Source organism: Pseudomonas sp. H3_E04 (assembly GCF_054668915.1).
Genome location: NZ_CP162797.1, coordinates 275,996 through 290,366, shown reverse-complemented (window position 1 = coordinate 290,366; position 14,371 = coordinate 275,996). Strand labels below are relative to the sequence as shown.

At 62.5% G+C, this 14,371-nt stretch carries 15 protein-coding genes and 1 riboswitch; of the genes, 2 read left to right on the top strand and 13 right to left on the bottom strand.

The window, feature by feature from the left end; translation table 11 throughout:
• Nucleotide 1: 1 nt before the first annotated feature.
• From cobC to cobO, 9 genes are all read right to left on the bottom strand, one after another.
• Nucleotides 2-577, bottom strand: a complete 576-nt coding sequence (gene cobC, locus AB4N53_RS01355; RefSeq protein WP_460117597.1) for an alpha-ribazole phosphatase family protein — start codon at nucleotides 575-577, stop codon at nucleotides 2-4.
• Nucleotides 574-1,629 carry a nicotinate-nucleotide--dimethylbenzimidazole phosphoribosyltransferase gene (gene cobT, locus AB4N53_RS01350; RefSeq protein WP_460117595.1) on the bottom strand — a complete coding sequence of 352 codons (1,056 nt, stop codon included), beginning with the start codon at nucleotides 1,627-1,629 and terminating at the stop codon, nucleotides 574-576. Before cobT ends, cobC begins: the two co-directional genes overlap by 4 nt.
• Complete coding sequence (gene cobU, locus AB4N53_RS01345; protein ID WP_460117593.1) at nucleotides 1,626-2,147, bottom strand: bifunctional adenosylcobinamide kinase/adenosylcobinamide-phosphate guanylyltransferase; 522 nt, start codon at nucleotides 2,145-2,147, stop codon at nucleotides 1,626-1,628. The genes cobT and cobU overlap by 4 nt, the downstream gene beginning before the upstream one ends.
• A gap of 120 nt (nucleotides 2,148-2,267) precedes the next feature.
• Nucleotides 2,268-3,719 (bottom strand): cobyric acid synthase, encoded by a 1,452-nt coding sequence (locus AB4N53_RS01340; protein ID WP_460117591.1) that lies wholly within the window; start codon nucleotides 3,717-3,719, stop codon nucleotides 2,268-2,270.
• A complete protein-coding gene (gene cobD, locus AB4N53_RS01335) occupies nucleotides 3,716-4,708 on the bottom strand; it encodes a threonine-phosphate decarboxylase CobD (RefSeq protein WP_041479542.1) in 993 nt (330 codons plus the stop codon). Before cobD ends, AB4N53_RS01340 begins: the two co-directional genes overlap by 4 nt.
• A complete protein-coding gene (cbiB, locus tag AB4N53_RS01330; protein ID WP_460117589.1) occupies nucleotides 4,701-5,609 on the bottom strand; it encodes an adenosylcobinamide-phosphate synthase CbiB in 909 nt (302 codons plus the stop codon). Before cbiB ends, cobD begins: the two co-directional genes overlap by 8 nt.
• Nucleotides 5,606-6,256 (bottom strand): 5,6-dimethylbenzimidazole synthase, encoded by a 651-nt coding sequence (bluB, locus tag AB4N53_RS01325; RefSeq protein WP_460117587.1) that lies wholly within the window; start codon nucleotides 6,254-6,256, stop codon nucleotides 5,606-5,608. The genes cbiB and bluB overlap by 4 nt, the downstream gene beginning before the upstream one ends.
• The gene (locus AB4N53_RS01320; RefSeq protein ID WP_460117585.1) at nucleotides 6,253-7,635 is read right to left on the bottom strand and encodes a cobyrinate a,c-diamide synthase; all 1,383 of its coding nucleotides are present in this window, start codon (nucleotides 7,633-7,635) and stop codon (nucleotides 6,253-6,255) included. The genes bluB and AB4N53_RS01320 overlap by 4 nt, the downstream gene beginning before the upstream one ends.
• On the bottom strand, nucleotides 7,632-8,243 hold the full coding sequence (gene cobO / locus AB4N53_RS01315; RefSeq protein ID WP_016773703.1) for a cob(I)yrinic acid a,c-diamide adenosyltransferase: 612 nt from the start codon (nucleotides 8,241-8,243) through the stop codon (nucleotides 7,632-7,634). Before cobO ends, AB4N53_RS01320 begins: the two co-directional genes overlap by 4 nt.
• 82 nt (nucleotides 8,244-8,325) lie before the next feature.
• Nucleotides 8,326-8,555: riboswitch (cobalamin riboswitch) on the bottom strand.
• A gap of 162 nt (nucleotides 8,556-8,717) precedes the next feature.
• Here cobO and AB4N53_RS01310 point away from each other — a divergent pair.
• Together AB4N53_RS01310 and AB4N53_RS01305 are read left to right on the top strand one after the other, a co-directional pair.
• Nucleotides 8,718-9,302 (top strand): hypothetical protein, encoded by a 585-nt coding sequence (locus tag AB4N53_RS01310; RefSeq protein WP_460117583.1) that lies wholly within the window; start codon nucleotides 8,718-8,720, stop codon nucleotides 9,300-9,302.
• Nucleotides 9,303-9,368: 66 nt separating this feature from the next.
• Nucleotides 9,369-10,682 (top strand): PQQ-dependent sugar dehydrogenase, encoded by a 1,314-nt coding sequence (locus AB4N53_RS01305; protein WP_460117581.1) that lies wholly within the window; start codon nucleotides 9,369-9,371, stop codon nucleotides 10,680-10,682.
• A gap of 126 nt (nucleotides 10,683-10,808) precedes the next feature.
• Here the strand turns inward: AB4N53_RS01305 and AB4N53_RS01300 are convergent, their stop codons facing one another.
• The 4 genes from AB4N53_RS01300 to AB4N53_RS01285 form a co-directional block, all read right to left on the bottom strand.
• Nucleotides 10,809-11,345: a C40 family peptidase gene (locus AB4N53_RS01300; RefSeq protein WP_041479547.1), complete on the bottom strand. Its 537-nt coding sequence runs from the start codon at nucleotides 11,343-11,345 to the stop codon at nucleotides 10,809-10,811.
• Between the two features lie 215 nt (nucleotides 11,346-11,560).
• Entirely contained in the window at nucleotides 11,561-12,178 is a 618-nt protein-coding gene (locus AB4N53_RS01295) for a C40 family peptidase (protein ID WP_016773699.1), read from the bottom strand.
• A 191-nt stretch (nucleotides 12,179-12,369) separates the two neighbouring features.
• Nucleotides 12,370-13,074: a DnaA regulatory inactivator Hda gene (gene hda / locus AB4N53_RS01290; RefSeq protein WP_007919828.1), complete on the bottom strand. Its 705-nt coding sequence runs from the start codon at nucleotides 13,072-13,074 to the stop codon at nucleotides 12,370-12,372.
• Nucleotides 13,075-13,278: 204 nt separating this feature from the next.
• Nucleotides 13,279-14,352 (bottom strand): AI-2E family transporter, encoded by a 1,074-nt coding sequence (locus tag AB4N53_RS01285; RefSeq protein ID WP_460117578.1) that lies wholly within the window; start codon nucleotides 14,350-14,352, stop codon nucleotides 13,279-13,281.
• Nucleotides 14,353-14,371: the final 19 nt, after the last annotated feature.

Here is a 14,371-nt window from a genome sequence, read left to right as displayed (position 1 = left end):
CTCAGTGGCCTTCCTTGAGTGCGCCGTCGCCCTCGACGGTCAGCGCAAACAGCGCGCCGTGGCCGACTTCGACATTGAGCAACTGTTCGCGCGGCAGCTCTCGTGCCTGCGCCAGCAACAAGCGCATCACGCCGGCGTGGCTGACCAGCAGAATCCGTTCACCGGCGTACGCCGCATGCAACCGCGCAACTGCCGCCAACACCCGTGCGGAAAACGCGCTGACTGGCTCGCCTTGCGGCGGCGTGAAGCCATAGGGATCAGCCCAGAACAGCCCCAGCGCTTCGGCATCCGTTTCCATCAACGCCGCCGCGCTCTGCCCTTCCCACGCGCCGAAATGCAGCTCTTGCAGCTCCTTGTCCAGATGCACGGACAGGTTCAATTGCTCGCCAAGTTCGGCGGCAAAGCGCGCGCAACGCTGCAATGGCGAGCTCACAATGCGATTCCACGGCCCGCCTTCGACCACCGCTGCACGCATCTGCGTCCAGCCGTTTTCAGTCAGCGCATCGTCGAGGCTACCGCGCAAGCCACCGCCGAGCTCCGTTTCGCCGTGGCGCAGCAGATCCAGACGCAGGCTCACGCCGGGCGATCCGCGACGGCCGCTTCGGCGAACGTCGCCATTTGCCCGTGCAGGTCACAGGCCAGACGCAACAACGGCACCGCCAACGCCGCGCCACTGCCCTCGCCCAGACGCAGGCCGAGTTCCAGCAACGGTTCGGCGCTCAAGGTTTCCAGCACATGACGATGGCCTGGCTCGGCACCGCGATGGCCGAACAACAGCCATTCATGACAGGCCGGATTCAAGCGCACTGCGACCAGCGCGGCGACGGTACAGATAAATCCGTCGACCAGCACCGCGATGCCTTCCTGCGCGCAGGCCAGATAAGCGCCGACCAACGCGGCAATCTCGAAACCGCCGAGATTCAACAGCGTCTGCAAGGCATCGCCACGCTGCGTGACATGCAGCGCCAGCGCGCGCTCGATGACTTGCGCCTTGTGGCTGACGCCAGCGGCATTCAGCCCGGTACCGGGACCGGTCAGGTGCGCCACCGGGCAATCGAGCAAGGCACAGGCCAGCGCACTGGCCGCCGTGGTGTTGCCGATGCCCATCTCGCCGCCGATGAACAACTGGGTACCGGCGGCTTTCGCGCGCGACACGCTTTCGCGACCGGCCTGCAAAGCCAATTCGCCCTGCGCCTGAGTCATCGCTGCGCCCTGGACGAAATTCGCCGTTCCCGCACCAATGTTCAGATGGCGCACGCCGGGCAGGTTCAGCGCCGGATTCACCGTGCCCAGATCGACCACTTCCAGTTGCGCACCGATCTGACGCGCCAGCACGCTGATCGCCGCGCCGCCGCTGACGAAATTCAGCAGCATCTGCCCGGTGACTTCCTGCGGATAAGCCGAAACACCCTCCGCCACCACGCCATGATCGCCAGCGAAAATCGCGATCCAGACTTGATCCAGCGTTGGCTTGAGCTGACCTTGCAGACCGGCCAGTTGCACGGCCACCGATTCAAGGCGCCCCAGCGAACCGGCCGGTTTGGTCAGTTGCTGCTGGCGCTCGGTCGCTTGCGCGATGATGTCCGAGTTCACGGTTTTGCACGGGTTCAGCCACCAGGTCGGGCTCATAACGCAGGTCCTTTCAAAGTCAGGGGCAGGCCGGCGACGGTCAGGACAACTCGCTGACAGCGCTCGGCCAGAGCTTGATGCAGCCAACCGGCTTCATCGACATAGCGGCGAGTCAATTCGCCCAGCGGCACGACACCCATTCCGGTCTCGTTGCTGACAAAAATGATTTCACCCGGCAACGACGCCAGGCAGTCGAGTAAGGCTTCACGCTCGGCGGCGAGACGTTCAGCGTCGTCGAGCATCAGCAGGTTGGTCAGCCACAGGGTCAGGCAATCGACCAGCAGGCAGCGCTCGGCGCCGGCGGATTCGCGCAGCACGCGGGCCAGTTCCAGCGGCTCTTCGATCAACGCCCATTCGACCGGGCGGCGTGCGCGGTGATGGGCAACGCGCTGGTTCATTTCGCCGTCCAGCGGCTGGCTGGTGGCGATGTAGGTCACCGCCAGACGGCTGTCACTGGCGAGTTTTTCCGCCAGACGACTCTTGCCGGAGCGGGCGCCGCCGAGGATCAATTGGAGCATGGGTTCATCCAAAAATGTGTGGTAAGGCAACCGGCCCCTTCGCGAGCAGGCTCGCTCCCACCGTTGATCGCAGTTCCCTGTGGGAGCGAGCCTGCTTGCGAAGAGGCCAGCCCGGACAACTCAAATCCCGCAGAGCTGGCGCAGCAGCCCGGTATCCAGATGCTTCTCCACCAGATCCGCCAGCCGCTCGATATCACGCTCGCGCAAGCCGTGGTAATCGACCTCTTGCACATCACTCAAGCCCGCCCAGCGCAACAACGCCGCGCTCGCCTCGGGGGATTCGAACAAGCCGTGCAGATAGGTGCCGAACACTTGGCCATCGGCACTTTGCGCACCATCGCAACGACCGTCGTCCAGATGCACCGCCGGGTTTTCCAGCGCCGGCCCGGTGGTTACGCCAGCATGGATTTCATAACCGCTGACCGCGGCGTCTTCCAGCGCCAGTCGACCGCGCACATTGCGCAGTTGCTTCTCGGCTTCGAGCTGCGTTTCGAACGCCAGCAGCCCCAGACCGGCGCTGGAGCCGGCAGCGCCCTCGAGCCCGAGCGGGTCGTGCACCTGTTCACCGAGCATCTGCAGGCCGCCGCAAATCCCCAGCACCTTGCCGCCGTAGCGCAGATGCCGATTGATTGCTGCGTCCCAACCATTGGCGCGTAGATAAGCCAGATCACTGCGCACGCTTTTCGAGCCCGGCAGGATGATCAGATCGGCGGCGGGAATTGCCTGCCCAGGGCCGACAAATTGCAGATCGACCTGCGGATGCAGACGCAGCGGGTCGAAGTCGGTGTGATTGCTGATGCGCGGCAGCACCGGCACCACCACTTTCAACACTTGCTCGGCCTTGTCGGTCTGGCGTTGGTCGATGCCGTCCTCGGCCTCAAGGTGCAGGTCCATCACGTAGGGCAACACGCCCACCACCGGTTTGCCGGTGCGCTGCTCCAGCCAGTCGAGGCCCGGTTGCAGCAAGGCGATATCGCCGCGAAAGCGGTTGATGATGAAGCCTTTGACTCGCGCCTGTTCGCTCGGTGAGAGCAATTCCAGCGTGCCGACCAAATGCGCAAATACGCCGCCGCGATTGATGTCGGCGATCAGCACAACCGGGCAATCCACTGCCTCGGCAAAGCCCATATTGGCGATGTCGCCGGCACGCAGGTTGATCTCCGCTGGCGAACCGGCGCCTTCGACCATCACCAGCGGATACTCCGCGCTGAGCCGCGCATGGGAAGCGAGCACCGCTTGCATCGCGATGGCCTTGTAATCGTGATAAGCGACGGCGTTCATCGTCGTCACCGCGCGGCCATGAATGATCACTTGCGCGCCGGTGTCGCTGTTGGGCTTGAGCAATACCGGATTCATGTCGGTGTGCGGCTCGAGACCGGCCGCTTGCGCCTGCACTGCCTGCGCGCGGCCGATCTCGCCGCCGTCAGCGGTCACTGCGCTGTTGAGCGCCATGTTCTGCGGTTTGAACGGCACCACCGCCACGCCCTCGCGGGTGGCCCAGCGGCACAGGGCCGTCACCAGTGTGCTTTTGCCGGCATCGGAGGTGGTGCCTTGCACCATCAGAGTGGTCATGGGTGGTCCTTGGCGAACGCTTGCAAAGCCTGTTCGAGACGCAGCGCTTGCGCGGCATCCGCTGGCAGGCCGAAACGCACGCTGCTGTTGTGGCTGAACAGGCGCAGGAGGATGCCGCGCCGGGCGAGGAATTCGTGCAGCGCCTCGGCGTGCTCGGTGATCAGCCACTGAAACAGTGCGCAGCCGCCCTGCGGTGCAAAACCGCAACGGGTCAGCAGCGCCACCAGCCGTTCGCTCGCTTCATCGCTGCGGATCCGCTGACGGGTATGCCCCTCGGTGTCTTGCAGGCACGCCGTACCGAGCACCCGCGTCGGCCCGCTCACTGCCCACGGCCCGACCTGTTCGGCGAGCAGTTTGAGCAACTTGCGTTCGGCCAGAACGAAACCGAGGCGCACCCCGGCCAGGCCGAAAAACTTGCCGAACGAACGCAACACCACCAGCCCGACCTGATGCGCATAGGGCGCCAGGCTCAGTTGCGGCGTGTTGTCCATGAACGCTTCGTCGACCACCAGCCAGCCGCCGCGTTGCGCCAGCCGCGCATGCCAGTCGAGCAGGCGCGCCGGGGTCAGGCTCAGACCGGTCGGATTATTCGGATTGACCACCACCAGTACATCGAGGCTGTCGAGAAAGAATTCGACTTCCTGCTCGAGCACTTCACGGACGATGTAACCGCTGCGCCGCCAGGCTTCGGCATGCTCGGCATAGCACGGCGACAACACGCCAACCTTGCCGGCCCGGCGCAAACGCGGCAGCAACTGGATGGCCATTTGCGAACCGGCCACCGGCAACACCTGCGCGGCGCCGTAGTAATCGCAGGCCGCCTGTTCCAGTCCGTCATCGGTTTCCGGCAAGCGCGCCCAGGCGCGCAGCGGAATCTCCGGGATCGGGAACGGCCACGGCGCGAGGCCGCTGGACAGGTCGAGCCAGTCGGCCTCGGCGATCCCGTAATCGAGTGCAGCCTTGCGCAGTCGGCCACCGTGCTCAAGCATAAAATTCCGCCCCCAGGCAAAGCATCAGCAGCCACAACCATACGCCGCGCTGGACCAATTGCCAGCCACGCTCGATGGAATCGGCATCGGCCGGCGCACCTTCGCCCAGTTGCGGGCGCTCATGCAGTTCGCCGTGATAGATCGCCGGGCCACCCAACTCGACGCCCAGCGCACCGGCACCGGCCGCCATCACCGGGCCGGCGTTGGGGCTGTCCCATTTCGGCGCCTGGGTGCGCCAGCACTTCAGTGCGAGTCGGGTTTTGCCGAGCAGTGCGTAGGTCAATGCCACAAGACGCGCAGGAATGTAGTTCAACACGTCGTCGATTTTCGCCGCCGCCCAGCCGAAACGTTCGAAGCGTTCGTTGCGATAACCCCACATCGCATCCAGGGTATTGCTCAGGCGATACAGGACCACGCCCGGTGCGCCGGCGACGACAAACCAGAACAGCGCAGCGAATACCGCATCGCTGCCGTTCTCCAGCACCGACTCAGTCGCGGCGCGGGCCACCGCAGTGCTGTCGAGTTCATCGGTCTGGCGGCTGACCAGATAGCCGACGCGCTTGCGCGCCTCGTCCAGATCATCGGCGCGCAACGCAGCCGCGACCGGCGCAATATGTTCGCCGAGGCTGCGCATGCCGAGGGCGCAATACAGCGCGAGGATCTCGACGATCCAGCCCACATAGGGTGCCCAGGAAAGTGCCGTGGCGAGCAGGGTCAGCGGCAGCACTGCGAGCACCCATGCGGTCACACCATGGCTGCGCCAACCACGACCGCCGGCGTTGAAGCGTTGCTCGATGCGCCCGGCAAAATTGCCGAACGCCACCAGCGGATGCCAGCGTTTCGGTTCACCGAGCAGCGCATCCAGCGCTACCGCAGCGACACTCAGCAACGCCACACTCATTGACTCACTCCCCAATAATTTTCGTACAGCAACTCGTTCAGCGGTCGCGCCTGCGCCCAGCCTTCAAGCACCAGCATCGGCGCCGGATAGAACTCCTTGACCGGGCCGAGACACAACACCGCCAGCGGCTTGGCACCGGCCGGCAATTTGAGCAAATCCGCCAGGGCCTGCGGCTCGAACAGCGAGACCCAGCCCATGCCCAGACCTTCAGCGCGGGAGGCCAGCCACAGATTCTGGATCGCGCAGGACAGTGAAGCCATGTCCATTTCCGGCAACGTGCGCCGACCGAAAATGTGTTTCTCGCGATCGTCCATCAGCGCCGCCACCAACACTTCGGCGCAATCGTTGATGCCTTCGACTTTGAGCTGCATGAACTCATCGCTGCGCTCGCCAAGGGCTTCGGCGGTGCGGATACGTTCGTCTTCGACGAGATCGCGGATCTGCCCGCGCAAAGCACGATCGCTGATACGAATGAAGCGCCACGGCTGCATCAGGCCGACGCTTGGCGCTTGATGAGCGGCTTCGAGCAGACGACGCAGCAACTGCGGCTCGACGCTTCCGCCAGTGAAATGGCGCATGTCGCGACGTTCGGCGATGGCTTTGTAGACCGCTGCGCGTTCGGCTTCGGAGAAAGTGTTGTCGGTCATGGCCCTTTCGCGAGCAGGCTCGCTCCCACAGGGTTCAGGTGATCCATTGTGGGAGCGAGCCTGCTCGCGAAGGCGGCCTCACGGTCTGGCGCAAACAATGCAGCAATTGCGGTCGGATTGGACGGAAAATAAAAGTGCACATAGGAAGCCGTCATCCGCCCCTCGCGATAAACCGCCTCAGCGCCGCGCCCGCCATTGGGACTCAGCCCACGGGCAATCGGCGTCAGCTCGGTGGTGGTCAGCGAATGATGGTAGGTATGCCCGCGCAACTCCCCTTCCGGCAGCTCAACCGCTTGCAACGCCAGCGCCGCCAGACGCTTCTGCATCACTGCATCGCCCTTGAGCAAACCGACCAGCTCAGCACGAGTACCTTCGACATCGGTCAACGAATCAAGCAGATAAAGCATCCCGCCACATTCAGCGAGCAACGGCTTGCCCGCCGCGTGGTGCGCGCGGATTGCTGCAAGCATCGAGATGTTCTGCGCCAGCGCGACGTGATGCAGCTCTGGATAGCCGCCCGGCAAATACAGGCTGTCCGCCTCGGGCAATTGCGTGTCGCGGATCGGCGAGAAGAACTGCAGCTCGGCGCCCATCGCCCGCAGCAGATCGAGACTGGCGCCATAGGTGAAGGCAAACGCTTCATCGCGGGCGACGGCGATGCGCACACCTTTTAATAGAGGTTCGGCGGCGATGACGTCAGGCGCGGCGAATTCAACGGCCGGTGGCAGTGCAACTTGGCAACTGCTGGCGAGCGCATCGGCGGCCGCGTCGAGACGCAGGTCCAGATCATTCAATTCGCTGGCCTGAACCAGGCCCAGGTGGCGGCTCGGCAATTCGATGCCGGTCTCGCGGGACAGTGCGCCGTACCAGCGCAGACCTTCGGTGAGGCTGCCTTCGAGCAATTGCGCGTGGCGCAAGGTGCCAACGCGGTTGGCCAGCACGCCAGCGAACGGCAAGTCCGGCTGATACTTCGCCAGGCCCAGCGCCAAAGCACCAAAGGTCTGCGCCATGGCGGTACCGTCGATCACCCCAAGCACCGGTACGCCGAAGTGGCGCGCCAGATCAGCGCTGGATGGCGTGCCGTCGAACAGGCCCATCACGCCCTCGATCAGAATCAGGTCGGCCTCGGCGGCGGCTTCCCACAACAGCCGGCGACTTTCCTGCTCGCCGACCATCCACATGTCCAGTTGATACACCGGTGCACCGCTGGCGCGCTCGAGGATCATCGGGTCGAGAAAATCCGGCCCGCACTTGAATACGCGGACCTTGCGCCCCTGATTGCGATGCAATCGGGCGAGCGCTGCGGTGACGGTGGTCTTGCCCTGACCGGAGGCCGGCGCGGCGATCAGCACCGCCGGGCAGTGACGTGATTGCTTCAAAGTTCGACGCCTTTCTGCGCTTTGATTCCGGCCTGGAAGGCGTGTTTGAGCATGCCCATTTCGGTAACTGTGTCGCCCATCTCGATCATTTCCGGCTTGGCGCCGCGACCGGTAACGACCACGTGTTGCATCGGCGGACGCGCCTGCAAATCGCTGAGCACCTGATCGAGATCGAGGTAGCCGTGCTTGAGGGCGATATTCAATTCATCGAGCACCACCAGACCGATCGAAGGGTCGCGCAACAATTCGCGCGAGACTTCCCAAGCGGCAGTCGCTGCGGCGATGTCGCGCTGACGATCCTGGGTTTCCCAGGTGAAGCCTTCGCCCATGACGTGGAAACGCACCTGCTCGGGGAAGCGGCGGAAGAACAATTCTTCGCCAGTGCTGTTGCGGCCCTTGATGAACTGCACCACGCCGCACTGCATGCCGTGGCCCATGGCACGGGCGAGCATGCCGAACGCCGAGCTGCTTTTGCCTTTGCCATTGCCGGTCAACACCAGCACCAGGCCGCACTCGTCGGGCGAATTGGCGATGCGTTCGTCGATCACGGCTTTCTTGCGCTGCATGCGCGCCAGATGGCGTTCGTCACGCTCGGGGGAATCAGTCATGGGGGAGCTCTCCGTTGAGGCTGGATAACGGCGGGCAGGCACAAGAATAGACGGCAAAAAGCCTGGCATCGCCCACCGTGATGCCGCTGAGATGGATCAGGCCGGTCTCCGGGCTCATGAGCGGCGGTTCGCCTGACTGCGCGCCTTCCCGCTTCTTTCGAGGCAGTGGCTCAAGGCGCAGTTTTCACTCATTTACCGTTGCGGGGGCAGCGCCGGGATCGTCGTGGCTTCGCTTGAAGTCCACCCTCACCGGCTTCCCTGTTTCACTCTGTCGACGCGGGGCCACAGAGCACCTGAAACAAGCGGCGAAGGTTAGAGGGTTGGGGGTGGAGCGTCAATTGAAGAGGCGCTTCGGGCGCGAATAACTGCCGCTGATCAATTGTGCAGCGGCAATCTTGTGCCAGACTGTGACAAGTGATATCAAAGAGCCATGCTTTTTTCAAAAAGCCCACTACAACAATAAGGATGACGACGATGCAAGGCATGATCATCAGCAACCCGCGCCTGGAATTTCTGCGCCCGGTGCTGGAACGCTGGTTTGACTGTATCGATCGCTACAACACAGTACGCGGCGACAACGACACGCCGTACTGGCACGACGAGAAAGCCAATCTCGGCCTGCTATCGGCAGCGGCGTGGATGGCGGAAATGGTCACGCTGACCGACACCGCCACGCGCAAACAGAACGAAGAAGGCGAGCGCAATGCCCGCGCGGACCTGCTGATTGCCGGCGCCGAAGACCGCGCGTTCATTCAGGCCACGCAACGCTGGCCACGGGTCAACAACCTCAACCTGACCCAGGCCCTGCTCGACATCACCGTGGATGCCAAACGCATCAGCTACGCCAGCGATCTGAAGCTCGGCTGCCTCTTCGTCGCTCCGCAAAAAGCCCAGCACAGCGCCAGCCCCGAAGAACTGCAGGACATGGTCGACGACCTGCAAAAGGAACACACCTGCGCAGTGGCCTGGTATTTCCCCTACGCCTATCGCAAATTGCACAGCGACGCGGGCAACTATCATCCGGGCATCGCCGTGCTGTTCAAGGAAGCCCGCGGTTGAGCAGTTGAACCATCGGGCCTGCGCCCTCCTCTATGTTTAGGAATGCATTCATAGGGAAGATCAGCAATGCGCAAGGCCCAACTCGCTCTTATCATCGCCGTCGCAGGCGGGCTCGCCGCCTGCGGTGAAACCTCCAGCCTGCAAGTCTCCGACGGCACCGGCCCGTCGCCGAAATTGCCCGAACCGAACAAGACGCTGATCCCGACAGTCAACATCGCCCCGGCGGTGGGCTGGCCGGACGGCACGAAACCGACCGCAGTGGCCGGTACCCAGGTCGCCGCGTTTGCCGAAAGCCTTGATCACCCGCGCTGGCTCTATGTGCTGCCAAACGGCGATGTGCTGGTGGCGGAAACCAACGCGCCGCCCAAGCCTGACGACAGCAAAGGCATTCGCGGCTGGGTGATGAAGAAAGTCATGGGCAAGGCCGGCGCCGGCGTGCCCAGCCCGAACCGCATCACCCTGCTGCGCGACGCCGACCACGATGGCGTCGCAGAAACCCGCACGGTGTTCCTGCAGAATCTCAACTCGCCGTTTGGCATGACGCTGGTTGGCAACGATTTGTACGTAGCCGACACCGACCGCCTGCTGCGTTTCAATTACGAGCCGGGCGCCACCGAGATCAAGACCCAACCGATCAAAGTTGTCGACTTGCCCGGCGGCACGTTGAATCACCACTGGACCAAGAACGTCATCGCCAGCAAGGACGGCAGCAAGTTGTACGTCACCGTCGGCTCGAACAGTAACGTCGGCGAAAACGGTCTGGATCAGGAAGAAGGCCGCGCCGCGATCTGGGAAGTCGATCGCGCAACCGGCAATCACCGGATCTTCGCCTCGGGTATCCGCAACCCCAACGGCCTCGCCTGGGAACCCACCAGCGGCGCATTGTGGACAGCGGTCAACGAGCGTGACGAAATCGGCAGCGATCTGGTGCCGGACTACATCACCTCGGTCAAGGACGGCGGCTTCTATGGCTGGCCATTCAGCTATTACGGTCAACACGTCGATGAGCGAGTCAAACCGCAGAATCCGGATCTGGTGGCCAAGGCCATCGCGCCGGATTACGCCGTCGGCCCGCACACGGCTTCGCTGGGTCTGACTTTCGCCGAGGGCAACAGCCTGCCGGCGCAATTCAAGGAAGGCGCGTTCATTGGCCAGCACGGCTCGTGGAATCGCAAACCGCACAGTGGCTACAAAGTGATCTTCGTGCCGTTCACTGGCGGCAAGCCGACCGGGCAACCGGTGGATGTGCTGACCGGCTTCCTCGACAAGGACGAAAACGCGCTGGGCCGCCCGGTGGGCGTGGTGATCGATCAGCAAGGTGGCTTGCTGGTGGCGGATGATGTCGGGAACAAAATTTGGCGCGTTTCGGCCAGCAAGTGAGCTAAGCGCGAAGCAAAAAATGTGGGAGCGAGCCTGCTCGCGAAAGCGGTTTATCAGTCAAATCATTGTCGACTGACACTCCGCCTTCGCGAGCAGGCTCGCTCCCACATTTAGTTATGCAACGCGCTAGGGGTTATGCGCCAGCTGCCCCGGCTGCAACACCCGCTTGGCGCTCAGATACGCCTTCTGCCAATAAGCCTTAGACAGACTGTCGAGCTTGACCGTGCCGCCCGTGGCCGGCGCATGCACGAAGCGCCCCTCGCCGACGTAAATCCCCGCATGACTGACCTGCGAGCCGCCGTTGGTGGCGAAGAAGATCAGGTCGCCCGTCTGCAAGCCTTCCTTGCCGACATTCGGCGCCTGCATGACGATCATTTCCCGGGTGGAGCGTGGCAGCGAAATTCCCGCCGCGTCGCGGTAGACGAAACCGATCAGACCACTGCAATCAAAGCCCGAATCTGGCGTATTGCCGCCCCAGCGATACGGCGTGCCGACCAGGCCGAGGGCGCGGAACAGCACGTCTTCAGCAACAGGAGAAAAAGCCTGGGAAGGCGCGAACACGATTGGCGCGCGAACCACGGGGGCTGGCGGCGGTGTGCGGCTGGCGCAGGCGCTGAGCAGCGCGGCGCAAAGGATCAAGGTGAGGCGGGCCGACATCGTCATAAGCAGAACATCCTGATCTGGCTGCGGCTTTCTCTGCCGAATGGACAGAAACAAAACCGCCTGCGTCATCACGCAGGCGGTTTGCCATCAATATAGATTCAGGATTCTAGCGGCTACGCGGCAAACTTCAAGTAAGACTTTAACTTCACCTTGTAAAGTTTACGTCTATTCCGTTGCCGCACCGTGCTGTCGCCGCGAACGCAGCGACATCGGGATTACTTGCGAGCGGTGACCACAGTCGGAGCCATGGCGAGTGCACGCTTGGCTTCGATGAAGGTCTTGCTCCAGTAGCTGTCACCCAGGCTGTCGATGCGAACACCGCCGCTGCGACGACTGCTGGAGTGAATGAACTGGTTGTCACCCAGATAGATCCCGGCGTGACTGACACGACCGCGACGACCATTGGTGGCGAAGAACAGCAGATCACCCGGCTCAAGGTTACTGCGCGAAACCAGCGGCGCATCGACGTTGATCATTTCGCGAGTGGAGCGCGGCAGATTCATGCCCGCCTCCTCGCGGAACAGGTAACCAATGAAACCGCTGCAATCGAAGCCGGCTTCAGAGGTACCGCCGAAACGGTAACGGGTACCGATCAGGGACATGCCGCGTTCGAGGATGCTGTCAGCCAGGACAGGCAGCTGATAAGGCTTGCTGCCATTGAACTGGTTGAGTTCTTTTTCGGTATCCAGCTCTTCCTGGTAAATAACGGAAGACTGGGCGGTAGCAGAATTCTTGACCTGTTGCGGCGGCTCTTGAACCGGAGAATGAGCAGCACAACCGAATAACAGGGTAACGAGTGCGAGAGGCACGAGGGGTGCGAAGCGCTTTAGCATGGGCACGACCGTGGCTGATAGTTGTAAAGAAGCCGAGACTATGCCCGCTATCGTCCTCATTTGCAAATTCAATCGAACTTTATGTGACTTCCCGGTTTCGCGTTTACATCTAAGCGCGTAACTCGCCTAGCCGGTGGATCGCTGCAGATACGCGGGTTTTCTGGCGCCTAAAAGCTGGCAAAAGCCCACTACTACCAGCCGAGTGTTTCCTTGAGAAAGGGAATGGTCAGCTTGCGTTGCGCCTGCAATGAAGCCTGATCAAGCTGCTCGAGGAGATCGAACAGCGCGCTCATGCTGCGCGTGCCACGCGTCAGAATGAAGTGCCCGACTTCATCCGTCAGATGCAACCCGCGACGTGACGCGCGCAATTGCAGCGCACGCAATTTGTCTTCATCGGAAAGTGGGCGCATCTGGAAGATCAGCGCCAGGGTCAGGCGTGACTTGAGGTCGGCGAGTTTCACAGGCAGTTCGCGTGGCGAGGTGGACGCAGCGATGAGCAGGCGCCGACCGCTGTCACGCAGACGGTTGAACAGATGGAACATCGCCTCTTCCCAGTCAGCCTTGCCGGCAATCACCTGCAAGTCATCCAGGCACACCAGCTCGTACTGTTCAAGGTTGTCGAGGATTTCCACGCCGCGATCCATCAACTCGGCCAACGGCAGATACACCGCCGGCTCGCCCATCTGCTCGAAGCGCAGGCACGCCGCCTGCAACAGATGTGTGCGCCCGACGCCGTGCTTGCCCCACAGATAGATCAGGCTCTCCGTCCACCCGGCGTCGGCTTCGCACAGACGCTCGACATAGCCGAGTGCAGCGGCATTGGCGCCTGGGTAGTAGTTGATGAAGGTGGCGTCGTCACGCAGACGCACACCTAGGGGCAGCTGAATCGGTTTCATGCTGACTGAACAGTTCAAAGGAACCGTTAGTGGCCTCTGTGTAAAGTTTGCGAAGTTTATACCCGTGAGGCTGAGCGCACAATGCGACAGACTCCAAGCAAAATCAAAGGTTTGCGTTAACGCAGCGGTTTTCTGACAGATTCTCTGGCGCCCTCGCCTGCACGACACGGGCCAGCCCGGCCAAGCGCCGGGCTGGCCGCGCCATTACAGCTCGGGTTCGTCGACGCCGCTGTAGATCTCGGAATCCTTGTACAGATCGTGGACATGACGCACCAGCACCATGATCACCGCCGCCACCGGCAACGCCAGCAGCACGCCCGTGAAACCGAACAGCTCACCGCCAGCGAGGATCGCGAAGATCACCGCCACCGGGTGCAGACCAATACGATCGCCCACCAGCAACGGTGTCAGCACCATGCCTTCCAGTGCCTGACCGACCATGAACACCGCGACAATCCCGACCATCGGGTACAGATCGCCACCAAACTGGAACAACCCGGCGATCAGCGCCGCGCCAATGCCGATGACAAAACCCATGTACGGCACGATCGCCGCGAGCCCGGCAATCAGGCCGATCAACAGCCCCAACTCCAGACCGACGATCATCAGGCCGGCCGCGTAGATCACCCCCAACGCAACCATCACCAGCAACTGCCCGCGCACGAACGCACCGAGCACTTCGTGGCATTCACCCGCCAGCGAAACCACGCGCTCTTCGCGATCACGGGGTAGCAGGCTGCGGATCTTGCCCATCATTACGTCCCAGTCGCGCAGCAGATAGAAGCTCACCACCGGGATCAACACCAGATTTGCCAGCCAGCCGATCAGCGCCAGACTCGAGGCGGTGGCCTGACTCAGCACCACGCCGACAATGTCAGTGGTCTGGCCCATGTGCTCGCTGATCGCAGCCTTGACCTTGTCGAACTTCCAGAAGCCGTCCGACAAGCCGAGCTTCGCTTGCGCCCACGGCACAGCGGTGTGCTGCAACCAGTCGAGCATCTGCGGCGCCAGCTCGTACAGACGCAGCAACTGTTTGGCGAGCATCGGCACCAGCACCAGCATCAACGCGGTGACGATCAAGGTGAACAGAGCAAACACGGCGATCACGCCCCAGGTTCGCGACAAGCCGAGCCGCTCCAGACGATCCACCAGCGGATCGAACAGATAAGCCAGCAACAACGCGACCAGAAACGGCGTGAGGATCGGGTGCAGCAACCATACAAACGCGCAAAGCAGGACTACCCCACCGAGCCAGAACCAACGCCGCGTATCGGCCATTTACCACTCCTGATGCTTC